Origin of the sequence: Streptomyces specialis (genome assembly GCF_001493375.1) — a bacterium.
In the GTDB taxonomy this organism is placed as follows: Bacteria; Actinomycetota; Actinomycetes; order Streptomycetales; family Streptomycetaceae; genus Streptomyces; species Streptomyces specialis.
The window spans coordinates 361,826-374,240 of sequence record NZ_LN929895.1 but is presented as its reverse complement, the minus strand read 5'-3'; the positions used below and the strand labels follow the sequence as shown (position 1 = coordinate 374,240).

8 protein-coding genes and 1 CRISPR repeat array are annotated in these 12,415 nt (G+C 68.2%); of the genes, 2 read left to right on the top strand and 6 right to left on the bottom strand.

The genetic code is table 11. The features are described 5' to 3' along the window. Positions 1 to 14: 14 nt before the first annotated feature. The 5 genes from cas3 to cas6 are packed head-to-tail and all read right to left on the bottom strand — an operon-like array spanning position 15 to position 6,229. A complete protein-coding gene (gene cas3, locus BN2279_RS16455; RefSeq protein WP_234347924.1) occupies positions 15 to 2,411 on the bottom strand; it encodes a CRISPR-associated helicase Cas3' in 2,397 nt (798 codons plus the stop codon). Next, positions 2,408 to 3,109 (bottom strand): CRISPR-associated protein Cas5, encoded by a 702-nt coding sequence (gene cas5, locus BN2279_RS16450; RefSeq protein WP_234347918.1) that lies wholly within the window; start codon positions 3,107 to 3,109, stop codon positions 2,408 to 2,410. The genes cas3 and cas5 overlap by 4 nt, the downstream gene beginning before the upstream one ends. A gap of 23 nt (positions 3,110 to 3,132) precedes the next feature. Then, positions 3,133 to 4,194, bottom strand: a complete 1,062-nt coding sequence (gene cas7i / locus BN2279_RS16445; protein ID WP_059010293.1) for a type I-B CRISPR-associated protein Cas7/Cst2/DevR — start codon at positions 4,192 to 4,194, stop codon at positions 3,133 to 3,135. After that, complete coding sequence (locus tag BN2279_RS16440; protein ID WP_234347916.1) at positions 4,194 to 5,621, bottom strand: hypothetical protein; 1,428 nt, start codon at positions 5,619 to 5,621, stop codon at positions 4,194 to 4,196. Before BN2279_RS16440 ends, cas7i begins: the two co-directional genes overlap by 1 nt. Beyond that, positions 5,618 to 6,229 (bottom strand): CRISPR-associated endoribonuclease Cas6, encoded by a 612-nt coding sequence (gene cas6 / locus BN2279_RS16435; RefSeq protein WP_234347998.1) that lies wholly within the window; start codon positions 6,227 to 6,229, stop codon positions 5,618 to 5,620. Before cas6 ends, BN2279_RS16440 begins: the two co-directional genes overlap by 4 nt. A 400-nt stretch (positions 6,230 to 6,629) precedes the next feature. Beyond that, positions 6,630 to 8,242: direct repeats of the CRISPR family, unit length 29 nt; unit sequence GTCGTCATCAGCCCAGGTGGGCTCGCAAC. A 1,485-nt stretch (positions 8,243 to 9,727) separates the two neighbouring features. On the opposite strand from cas6, the gene BN2279_RS27810 reads away from it, so the two are divergent. Next, complete coding sequence (locus BN2279_RS27810; RefSeq protein ID WP_234347914.1) at positions 9,728 to 10,096, top strand: IclR family transcriptional regulator C-terminal domain-containing protein; 369 nt, start codon at positions 9,728 to 9,730, stop codon at positions 10,094 to 10,096. A 41-nt stretch (positions 10,097 to 10,137) separates the two neighbouring features. Here BN2279_RS27810 and BN2279_RS16415 read toward each other — a convergent pair whose 3' ends face one another. Continuing rightward, a complete protein-coding gene (locus BN2279_RS16415; RefSeq protein ID WP_059008836.1) occupies positions 10,138 to 10,737 on the bottom strand; it encodes a TetR/AcrR family transcriptional regulator in 600 nt (199 codons plus the stop codon). 64 nt (positions 10,738 to 10,801) lie between these two features. Here BN2279_RS16415 and BN2279_RS16410 point away from each other — a divergent pair, with 64 nt between their 5' ends. Next, complete coding sequence (locus BN2279_RS16410) at positions 10,802 to 12,256, top strand: FAD-dependent monooxygenase (protein ID WP_079032212.1); 1,455 nt, start codon at positions 10,802 to 10,804, stop codon at positions 12,254 to 12,256. Positions 12,257 to 12,415 lie beyond the last annotated feature (159 nt).

Genomic DNA, 12,415 nt, shown 5'->3' with positions numbered 1-12,415 from the left:
CGTACGGGGAGCCGCTACAAGATGGTTTCCCCTTCTTGTGGAGGCTTCAGGCCGGTGGTTTCCTCGTATTCGCCCTCGATCACGTGCACGTTCAGCGTGCGATCGTACCGGGCGTCGTAGGTGCTGAGTTGGTGGTAGCGCAGGGGGATGAGCAGGCCGGCGGCGAGCAAGGGGTCGCCGTTTCGGCCGGTGGTCAGGGCGCGATATTCATTGATGTCCTCGTGCAGTAGGACGTCCACGCTGTTGAATTGCTCGCTGAGTTTGTGGGCGAACTCCGTCCTGTCGTGGAAGGGGTCGGTGAAGGTGAGGAAGCCGGCGGTGAACTCGTCGCGGGCACGGCGGGCATTCTTCTCCCATTCCTCGCCCCACTTGGTGTCGTAGGCGGCGGTGAGGAGGCGGTCAATGTCTTGTTCTCTCAGGGTGTCGATGCCTTCCGCGACGAGATCGGTCAGAGCGGTCCAGGCCGTCTCCATGGCCCTCTCCTCGTAGGGAAGGTGGCCGGTCGCGCGATGAACGCGGAACTCGGCGGGTCCGTCGGGGTGCCGGCCACGGCGGTTGACACGTCCGGCGCGTTGGGCCACCGCCTCGATGGGGGCGCATTCCACCACGCCCCGGTCGAAGTCGAGTTGGAGGGACACCTCGACGGTCTGGGTGGCCACGACGAGCCCGCCGCGTCGGCGCGTCTCGTTCGCACGACGTTCCGGGTGTCTCGCGAGCAGGCGTCTCTCGATCACATTGCGGTCGCGGTTCTTGAACCGGGAGTGCAGCAGCAGGGCAGCGTCCGGGTCACCGGGCCGGGCTGCTCGGGCGTCGTCCGCCAGCTCAGCGAAGAGATGTTGTGCGTTGGCGACCGTGTTGACGACGACCAGAACGCTGTGGTCCTCGGCGAGCCATTCACGCAACCGCGTGATGCTCTCGGCATCTCGGAGTGTGTGGTGATCGAGAACGAGGCGGTGCCGGACGGGGCTGGTGCCCGGCGGGGCGCGGTGGCAGGTGACGGGATGGGCGAGGCTCTCATCGATGAGTTTCGTCATCGGCGGGGCGAGTGTCGCGGACAGGACGGCGACCCGGCTGCCGAGACGCTCCCACAAGGCCATAGCAGCGCACAGGCGGCCGAATGTCTCGGGTTCGTAGGCGTGGAGTTCGTCCAGGACGAACAGCGAGTTGGCCTGTTCCAGCAGGACTGAGGAGTAGGACGGACCCGCGATCGCGCCGCGCAGGAGCTGGTGGGGCGTCGCTACGCGGAGGCGCTGGGTGAACAGCCGCATGGCGCTGGTACGAACGCGCGCTTCTCGGGCGTCTGCGGCTGTCGGCACGGCACACTGTTCACCGCAGTCGTCCTCCATCGCTTGCATGAGCAAGGTGTGGGCGACGGTGCCGTGCAGGAGCCCGATGTCGGCCTTCTTCTCTCCGGGGGCGGCGACCAGGTCGCGTTGAAGCCGCAGGCGCGCCGCGTTGAGCGATGCCCGGTAGGGCAGCGTCCACACCACACGGGGCAGGCCCGGCATCGTCGCCATCTGCCGTGCGGCCCAGGCCAGACCGCTTTCGGTCTTGCCGCTGCCGGTGGGTGCGATGAGGATCAGGTGGCCGTCCGTGTCGGCGGCCTGCCGCTGATGCGGGTACGGCTCGTGGGGCAGCCGGTGGAAGTAGTCGGGGTCGAGCGGCATATGGGTCTGCAAGGGCACATGGGCCGACCCCGCCCGGTCAGCGAGGGTCAGCGCGCCCTGGGCGAGGACGGCAAGGAGCCCGCGGTCGGGCTTGACCGGCTGCTGCCACGTCCGCAGGAGAAGCTCGAAGAGGTGCCGGGCGCGGTCGGCCAGCGTGGGACTGCCGGCGGTCTGGGCCGGAGGATCGGTGGCGAACACCCCCGCGAGCCAGGCCAGCAGTTCGCGATGGAGTCCCCGCGGGACCTGCACCAGCGGGCCGTCGGGAGTCGGGGTGAGAGTGAAGGCCTCGTTCCACTGCGTGTGAGCGCTGTACATCTCCGCGAGTGGCTGTTTGCCGCCCCCGGCGCCTGAGGACGAAGTATGCAGAGCCCGGTGATGGGTCGCCACAAGGGTGCCGACCATGAGCAAGTCCGCGTCGCTCCAGCCCGCGGCCTCGGCCAACAGATCGACATACGCCAGGGAGAGCACCTCATGCCGCTCCCCCCAGGGTGGCGCGCCCGGGGGCAGTTGACGCTGGAACCCTCTGGCGATCTTTCCTGCGTCGTGGAGCACGGCGGCCCGGCGCACGCGGCTCCAGAAGGCGGGTTCGCAGGCCAGGATCCCGGCGTTCGCCACGCGCGCTTCGATCTGATCCACCGTGTCGTGGACGATGCGGGAGTGCGTGGTCAGACGTTCGGGATCGGCGTGCGGCCGGGACTTGGCGCGGACATCGGCCAGGGTCCGTGCCTGAGCCTTGGGAGTCACGGAGTCAACAGCCATACCGCTTGGCCCTCATCTTCTGGCACTTGTACGTCCGACGCCCGGCCGTCGTGCTCCCTCACTTCCCGGTAGGCGCCCGAGACCGGGGTACGACCGGCCGGGACGTCGCACCAGAGGTAGTCGGCCCAGGTAGTCGCCAGACGATCAGCGGAGACGCTGGCCGCCATTCGGTGCACGTGCGCCCACCCGATGTCGTGTCCGCCCAGGGGGGCGAGAGCATGGCCGACGTTTGCCTCGGTGGCCGGCACCAGCGTGACCTGCCGCACTGGGCCGGGGTGGACGAGGTCCTGGGACCTACCGAGGCGCAGCGGCCAGCGCGGTCGGCGTAGCGCGGCGGCGACGCGTTCCCCGTCCTGGCCGGGCAGCCAGACTACGAGGTGAACGCCCGTGAGGAAGGCCCGGTCGCGGACGGTCATGCCGCCCTTGCCCGCGCGCACCCGTCCGGCGACCGCCGGGTTGGAGCCGTCGGCGGCGATGGGATGGTACTTCTCGGTGTCCACGCCGGAGCCTTGGGCCCACGCCGCCATCCCGAACGGCAGCGGTTCGGCGGTCTCGCCGGTGGCCGCTGCCAGCAGTCCGCGGACCGTCGATGGTGGAGGCAGCGGCAGGCCACGGGTCAGTCCCGGGAACAGAGGGTCGCGGAAGGAAGCCACCTGGGCGAAGAACTCGGCCCTCCAGGTCACCAGCGTTCCGGAGTTCGCCGGCATCACCGGCGAATGGGGTCGTCGAACCAGGAGTCCAGCCCGCCCTCGCAGATCTCGGCCGCCAGCCCCCGCAGAATGGTGCGAGGGTGGTCGACGAGGATCGTGCCGTCCGCCAGTTCCTGGGCGCATTCCTTCTCGAAACTCTCGCGCAGTTCGTCGCGGAATCCGGGGCGCCACCCGATCCGCACGGGCGGCTCCCACTCGCCCTGCCACGCTTCAAGTTCTTGGCGCAGAACCTCGCCGCGAACCCGCAGACCGACGCCCGGCTCGCCGTCGACGCAGTGGGCCAGGGGGTTGACCCCGCCCTTGAACGGCACCAGAACGATCAGATCAGGAACCCGGTCACCGTAGTGCAGTGCCTGCTTCGCACCGCCGCTCAGTTGCGCAAGGGCCTCCAGCAGCATCGCCATCCGCGAGCGGCGCTCCTCGATGGGCAGCCGCACCGCGGGCTGATCACGGAACTTGGTCGTCGTCGCCCCGGCCGCCGCCGCCTCGGCCACCTGGAGTGCCTGCTCCACGCTGAGGTAGTTCGACCGGCCCACTCCGCTGCTGTCGGGCAGGGTGAACGTCCCGATCCTGGGCACGTCCAGCAGGAACGGCGCCGCCAGGTCCGCGGTGTAGAACTCATGCCCGTGCAGCACCGGTTCGGTCACCCCGCGTGCCATGACACCGAAGTCCTCGGTCGGACGGGCGGGTTCGACCGACATCAAGGTCCCGAGCATGAACGGGCTGTCCCGCAGGGTCGTGGCCTCCCCGTCCTTGCTGGCACCAGCCTTCATGTAGCCGAACAGGTCATCGTCCGCGTAACGGACGGGGTCCGCGGCGGTATTGGCTTTCTGGGCCTTGTTCTGCGACTTGCCCACCCGGGTGACCGGCGAGGGCACAGCACCGAGTTCCACCATGCTCTCGCGCACCCAGCGCCGCACAGCCTGAGCTGAGACGTAGGGGTAAGACCCGCCGCGGATGCGGGCGAGTTTCACCCGGCCTGTCGTCGCCTCGCCCTTGCCGTTGTTCGGCGCGCTCGCCTGCACCGAGAGCACCATCTTTCCTGCCAGGTACGCCATTACGCAGGCTCCATCTCGTCGTCGATCTCGTCATCGAGCAACGGCCGCTCCAGCAACCGTTCCACCCGCGCCTCTTCCTCCGGGTCCGCGGGTCTGTCGGCCACAGCGATACCGCGCTCCCGGAGGAGTTGCAGCACACTGGCACTCAGCAGCATCCGCTGCTCCCAGGACCCTGGCCGCTGCCGGATCAACGGCTTCCAGTCCTCCGGGCCAACGGCCGCCTCGCGCCCGTCGAGCATCAGGCGGAAGTTGGCATCCGTCAGCAGGGCACCCAGCTTGTAGCCGCTCAGCGCGACGTTCCGGTATTCCGCAAGACGGCCTCGCGGACTGCCGCTCCCGAACTGGATCCAGTCGGCGATCAAGGTCGCCACGGGCTTCAAATCGGGTTCCATGTCCAAGACCTCCTTGGCGTAGGTGAAGGCGAGGCGCGTCAGGTCCGCCTGTGCTTGAGGGCTCCAATGACGACCGGAATCGTGCAGCACACGGTGGAGCTGGAAGGGAAAGGAGCGGCTGCGACCGTCCTCCGCCTCGAAGAGCAGCCGCGCGGCTTCGGCCGGCCCACTGATGACCACCGCGCCCTTCGCGTCCCGGCGGGTCAGAGCCGACTCGAGCAGCCGCCAGCCCCTGCGCAAGGGCACATTGCCTTGCACAACAGCGAGAAACCGGGGCACCGCGCGACGGGTGCGGGTGACGCGCAGCCAGGGCTCCTGATTGTCGTTCTTGAAGCTCCACAGCGTCGTCGCGGAAAGCTCCGCGCCCACGGACTTCAGCGCGTGCAATGCCACCAGCTCGGGGCGAGCCCCCGCCTTGAGACTGGTGAACCCCAGTTGCATCACGCGCCGAGCCCGCAGCACGTTGCGCTCCGCGAACCGGCGTTCAGCCGACTCGCTCTCGCACGACAAAACGGTGGCCGAGCCCGCGGTCACCCATGCCCCGTACGGCAGTGCCCAAGCCGCGATCCGGCACCCACGGCATACCGGCCAGCCCGGAACGGCAGGCGGCAACGTGTTGAGTGCCTTGTTCGTATCGAACATCGGCAGATTCGCCTTCGTCCAGACCGCCGAGGCCGGGTTCCCGCAGAACACACACGGGTACTTCGCGGACTGTGCCACGTCGGGCACGAACAACTCGGCGATCCCCGCCCGCAACAACTCGCGGTCGGAGGGCCGTTTGCTATGCGTCGCTTTCGAGTTCGGATAGAGCGCGAACAGGACCTTCCACCAGTCGTAGGCCGGCTCGCTCTTGCCCGCGGTGGCGGCGGAGCACACGTCCTCGACCAAACGGGCCACGACCCTGTCCAGGTCTTGCTCGGTCACCGCCCGCGGGGTCGGGCGCTCCGCCAGCACCGCGGCGGCCCACGCGCCCGCGCGCTGCAAGGGGTGACTCGTGAGAGCCAGCGCCGCTGCCGTGACGGTCGGCGCGTTCATCGAATCCATCCAAAGCCCTGGATCGTGTCGAGCCCCAGCCCCCAGGAGCGCAGCGCCTGGACGAAACGGTCGTCGGACTCCATCGACACACGCACCTGCGCACCGATCCGCGGGGCACCCCGGACGGTGAACCGCCGCCGGGGCCCGGCTTCCACCACACGCAAGTCCCGTGGCACCGGAAGACCGAGAACGTCAGCCTTGTGCGCTAGATTGTGCTGCAGGCACTCGATGTAACGCTCATCCCCCGGCAGCAGATAGCGGCTCTGGTACTTCACGACGACGGGCGTGGCGGTGGCCAACTCAACCGGCCCGTCACCGGCAGGTGTATCGACGTCCAGCATGAACCCGCGCACGCGAAGCCGGGCCTTCCCCCACAGGATCTCGGACCGGGAGGCTAGCGCCTTCACCAGCACGGCGGCGATCTGTGGCACCGGAGAACCGAACCACAGGGACCCGTCTCGTGACGTGGTGTACGCGCCCCCCTTACGCGGAGCCCCTCGAAACTGCGGAGCAGTCAGTCCCAGCGGCCTCAGTTGATGCCCATTCCAACCTTCGTCGTGGAGCGCCCGGGCCAGAGCGGCGTCCTCACTTCCCAGCAACCCGTACACCACCGCCCGCGCCGGCCCGTGCACGTCCTCCCACCGCAAACTCGGCACGTCCGCCTCAACGTCCACCCTGACCCGCACGGCACCCCCAACTCGGAAGGACTCAGCGCCAGTTACCAACAGCGAGCTGTCCTCGCTCACCCAGGAACCCTAGCGGAACGAAAGAGAGGAAGAGGTCATCTCTGACCAAAGCCCACAAAAGGCTAGAATCTATGGTATAGGCCCAGGTGCCCAACTATCGGTCCGACCGAGCCCTAAGCTAAGCAGCGCCCACTGACAGCCACGCTGTGGTCACCTCGGTCCGAGCCTCTGACCTGCACCGCTGCACTATCGGAGGAACGCTGCAGATTCGCCGCCGAGAGGCCCCCCGACGGTGGTCCCTACCAGCGCCTTTACCATCGGGGTCGTCATCAGCCCAGGTGGGTTCGCAACACGGCCGACACGTGGGTTGAGCTGCGCTGGTACGACGGTCGTCATCAGCCCAGGTGGGTTCGCAACCTGGGCGAAGGCGGCGACCCACTGGCCGAGGGCGGCCCGGTCGTCATCAGCCCAGGTGGGTTCGCAACCACTACGAGCACGACTCGGGCACGTCCCTCTCCTGTCGTCATCAGCCCAGGTGGGTTCGCAACGTCGGCCTGCCGTACACACCTGGCGGGATGACCCAGGTCGTCATCAGCCCAGGTGGGTTCGCAACGCCCCGGCGAGCACGTCCGCAGCGCGCTGTTCGGCCGTCGTCATCAGCCCAGGTGGGTTCGCAACGCTGGGTGAGCCGGACGACATCGCCGAGGGGACGAGTCGTCATCAGCCCAGGTGGGTTCGCAACCCGAGGGTGTTGCGGATGGTGCCGGGTGCGGCGTCGAGTCGTCATCAGCCCAGGTGGGTTCGCAACCAGAACACCTGGACGGCTGATGGCCGCCTGGGGGCCGCAGTCGTCATCAGCCCAGGTGGGTTCGCAACGGATAGGTGAGGACCCTCCCGGGTCCAACACCAAGTCGTCATCAGCCCAGGTGGGTTCGCAACTGGAGCCGACGCCGACCGCCGGATGGACGACGGCCGAGTCGTCATCAGCCCAGGTGGGTTCGCAACGGCTCTACGTCCTCGACCCCGAAGGCCACGTGTGGGGTCGTCATCAGCCCAGGTGGGTTCGCAACAAGAACCGGGCGACCTCGGCGCGGTGGCGCAGCCGGGTCGTCATCAGCCCAGGTGGGCTCGCAACGCGTCCACAACCTCGTCTTCGACTTCCCCAATTGGGGGTCGTCATCAGCCCAGGTGGGCTCGCAACATCACGTATGGCGCGTAGTAGGACGACGACAGGTGCACGTCGTCATCAGCCCAGGTGGGCTCGCAACGTGGCCACGAGGTGTGAGTCCCGGGGAGGGGATCCGTGTCGTCATCAGCCCAGGTGGGCTCGCAACTACAGCGGCGCGAGGGAGAACGTGCACCGCGATTCCTCGTCGTCATCAGCCCAGGTGGGCTCGCAACGGTTGCGCTGCCCCCGCTCAATCCGAGAGAGGTAGGGTCGTCATCAGCCCAGGTGGGCTCGCAACCTGCCGCAGGGGCGACGAGCATGATCTCGCCCATGGCGGTCGTCATCAGCCCAGGTGGGCTCGCAACGGTACGGGCACGTAGGCCACGTGGAGCTGACCAAGGGTCGTCATCAGCCCAGGTGGGCTCGCAACATCATGAGGGTGAGGCGCTCGTTCTCGTCGCGGGCGGCGGTCGTCATCAGCCCAGGTGGGCTCGCAACGGATGCCGGACGCCGCCAGCAGCAGCGGCAGCCCGGCCGTCGTCATCAGCCCAGGTGGGCTCGCAACTTGAGCAGCTCCGCCAGGTCTCCCTGCGTCAGGTTCCGGTCGTCATCAGCCCAGGTGGGCTCGCAACGCTTCCCGCACGCCGAGGTCGCGCACGCCGTGGACCGCTTGTCGTCATCGGCCCAGGTGGGCTCGCAACCGAGGACCAGGCCGACGACGTAGGTGACGGTGCTCATGTCGTCATCAGCCCAGGTGGGTTCGCAACCGGTCCGGCAGGTCCAGGGAGTCGGTCAACCGGCCCGCGAAGTCGTACCGCTCATCCGCTCGGGCATCCGTCACCGCCACCGACCACGAGGATGGGGCTGTCACGTCGCGGCGGTGCCAGAACCTGGCGAACGAGAGCAGTTCGGACGTGCCGTCGATGACGTCCGTTATCGACGAGTATCGACGAGCCCACGGCGCGCGCAACATCCGCGGTGTCCGCACGAACACTTCGTCCTGCTGGACCGAGTCCACCTCGCCGTACGGTAAGTCCGGCTGGTAGATGTGCAGGAACTCGTCGCATCTCCCTTAGACATAGACGCCACCAACTGGTCAGCCTCCGGCAGTCAGGCGGCCCCTTTCCCCTGGGGCTGTCACACTCCGCCGGAACGGGTCGTCGTCCGCCGGTGTCCCTCAGCTCGGCCAGGGGGCCTCGATGTCGGCGGTGATCCGGATGCCCGAGGTGGAGCGGAATGTCGCCTTGCTGCCCTCCCAGGCATTGTCCATGAAGGGATTGGACACTCCTGGAAGTACATCACCCACTCGAGAGTTCCGTCCTTCCGCGTACAGGCGAGGAAACCCTCCGAGCCGTGGGAGCCGTCACCGCAACACAGGACGCGGTCCTGTCCGCCAAGGGCAGCTTCCGCGTCACGTCGATCGACGTCACCCACTCCGGGCCGGCCCGCAGTTCGGCGCCGAGGTCGAAGGATTCCCAAAACGCCACGCCAGTCTGGGAGGCCGGTGCCAGATCCGCCGCCACCGACGTGCCCGAGGCCAGGTACAGACCGTCCTTGATGGGCAGTTGTCCCTCTTCCCAGAGCGGGATGATGGACTCACCGCCGATCTCCGGGACATTGCACCACGGGCCGCTCCGATAGTCCGCTCTGGGGCACCACGCCGCCCGTCCTCCTCTTTCTCGTGTCGTGGAACCGACGCTGGAACCGCCGGGCCCACGTCCGCCCCGTCGCCGAGTCCGAATGCGGCGCATCGAGGTCCACGAGCTCGATCGGGACGCGGGCCCCGGGCCGCGCGAGCCGCGTCCAGCCCGCGGTTGTCGTAGGTGACGAACTACCCATCCACGTCCATAACCCGCAGCGGACCTGACCGCTCCTCCTGACCACCGCCCACCACCTCGCCGAGGTCGGCCCAGCAGGAGCACATCGACGCCGACAGCCAGCCGGTGAGGAATGGCCGTGTCGCCTCGTATGTCTCGAAATCGCCGAGCTCACGCAGAACGTCTTCCCACGCCGTGGTTGTCACTGACCGGCCCGAGAACCAGCCCGCATCCCGCAACGCCTGGCCGGTCGAAATGGACCATCGCTGTCGGCCTTCGTTACTCATTCCCCTGCTACCGCGACGATCCCAGGATGTTGCTTTATCGCAGTTCCGACCGAAATTCTCTGAACGCCTGCTCGAAGGAACGGGCATCGATCTGCCCGGTGATCTCCGGGCGTTCGCCGGAGGCCAGGACATCGAAGTAGGCTGGGCCTTGCCCTCTTGTGAAGCGAGCGGTCGTTCCATCCTGGCCTACCTCCCCGAACCCATCCAGCAGCGCGTGCTGGCCGAACCCGTCCCGGATGAGGCCGGCCCCGGCGTCTACCGGGACAACGACGAACTGCTCGCATCCCTCGCGGAGATCCGCGACCGCGGATACGCCCTCGGACTCCAGGAGTGCATGCCCGGGTGGAACAGTTGCGCGGCCCCGATCATGTGGAACGACTCGATCATGGGCGCCGCCCTCGTCCTGAAGCCAATCGCCCTCATGCCCAAGACACCTCCCTCAGTCATCCAGGCGACCAGGACGACCGCGGCGAGGCTCAGCGGACTTTCGGGCAGCCCATGGCCCGTGCCCGGCTAGGCCGTGTATCGAAGTCGCAGCCCGGGCGTGAGGAAGAGCCGCTACCGCGGCGGCTTCGCTGACTGTCGGCCCGCTGCGGGCGCGAAGCCGGGCTCGATGAGATCGAAGATTTCCTCCACTGCGGCCAGCGGGTTTTCGGCGTCCCGGGCCAGGGAGTAGGCGTCCAGGGTGAAGCGGGCGAGCGCACGACAGGCGGTGGTGGACGTGGGTGCCTCGGGGTCTGACGTGATGGCGGAGACGAGGGCCAGCTCGTGCCGCGCCCGCATGTGGGAGGCGTAGCCGCGCAGCGCGGCCGAGCTCTCGACGAGGGTCCAGAACGAGACGGATTTCGGTGTGGAGAACCATCGGGCGGCGTTGAGCGCTTCGGCGCGCAGCGCGTCGAGCAGTGACTGATCGGGGCTCCGGTTCGCTACGGCGCCGACCAGGCGTTCTTCGTGGTGTTCGTCCTGGTCGAAGACCAGTGCCTCCTTCGAGGCGAAGTGTGAGAACACGGTGGTCACGGCGACGTCCGCTTCCCGTGCCACGTCGCGCATGCCCACCTCGTCATAGCCGTGTTCCACGAAGAGGCGCAGCGCGACCTCCGCGATGTGGTTCCGCGTCGCCGCCTTCTTGCGCTCCCGGCGCCCCACCTTCGGATCCATCGGACCAGGGTAGCAAAGCCTACCTTGTTATGAATTCCTAACCTGTTAGCGTTACAGTTCGCGCATGACTGCCACCGAAGTTCTCATCGCGGGAGCCGGCCCGACCGGCCTGATCACCGCTGCGACCGTGGCCCGAAAGGGGGTGAAGGAGCGCATCGTCGACGCTAAACCCGGACCGCAGCTCGGGAGTCGGGGCAAGGGCGTCCAGCCGCGCATGCTCGAACTCCTGGACGGCTTCGGTGTGGCAGGGCGCTTGCTCGCCGCCGGACGGTCCCGCCTGGTCATCCGGTACGTAGACCCCGACGGCAGCGTGCACGAGCACGACATGACCAAGGGTGTCGAGCCGACACCGACCACACCGTTCGCCCGCCCGGTGGTTCTGCCGCAGTGGCGACTGGAGGAAACCCTGCGTGACCTGCTCGCGGGGTACGGCGTCAGGGTCGAGTTCGGCACGAGCCTGGCCGGCATGCGGCCCGGCGACGACGAGGTCACCGTCGAACTCTCCTCAGGCGAGCGCTTGCGCGCCGGATGGCTGGTCGGCGCGGACGGCGGGTCCAGCACCGTCCGCAAGCTCGCGGGCGTGTCGTTCCTCGGGGTGACCCGCGAAGAACGGCAGATGCTGCTCGGGGACTTCCGCCTCGACGGCGTTGACCGTGACTGGTGGCACGCCCGTCGCCGATCCGGTGGTCAGCGCCTGTCGCTGGTGCCGCTGCCCGCGACAGATTCGTTCGGGCTCCACGCCGAGATCGACGAGAGCGACGGCGACATCGAGCCGACCCTCGCCACCTGCCAGGCTCTCGTCGACGACGCCTACGGCCCCGGAGTCGTCACGCTCCGCGAAGCCCTGTGGACCTCGCGCTGGCGCTACAACGAGCGGATGGTCGACCGCTACCGCATCGGGCGCGTCCTGCTCGCCGGAGACGCCGCCCACGTCCACGCACCCGCGGGCGCCCAGGGCATGAACACCGGCATCCACGACGGGATCAACCTCGGGTGGAAACTGGCCTCGGTCCTCAACGGCGCGCCCGAGCCGCTGCTGGACACCTACGAGCAAGAACGGCTGCCGATGGCCGCAGCCGTGCTGGGCCTTTCCAAGGAGCTGCTGACGCGCTTCGCGCGGTTCGAGGACTCCGACCTCGGTGCGATGTCCGGCCTTGGGATCACCTACCGTGGCGGCCCGCTCAGCCCGCCCTGGGACGGCGCCGGCCCGCACCCGGGCGACCGCAGCCCCGACGCGCCCTGCTCCTGGCCCGACGGGCGCCCCGCGCGCCTGTTCGCGCTGCAGCGCGGCGGCGACTGGCCGCTCTACCACTTCGGCGTCGGCCCACTGCCCGACCTCGCCGGGGTCCATGCCTACTCGATCGGCTCCGACCTGCTCGACCCGCACGCCACGGCACGGTCGGCGTATCAGGCTCACGGCGGCGAACTCATCCTGGTCCGCCCGGACGGACACATCGGACTGCGCACCCAGAACGCAGCCGCCGTCACCGCATACCTGGCCACCGTGACGGCAAGCTGAGCGGGAACTCAGTCACTTCACCCAAGAGGTAGAAGACGACGACTTCGTCCGCGTCTTCCGCGGCAACGATCTTCCTGCGTTGTGGAACGGGGATCCCAGCGCGTGACCGCGGGGGTCATAGCCATTCGTCGATGGCAACGTTGAGGACAGTCGCCTCGT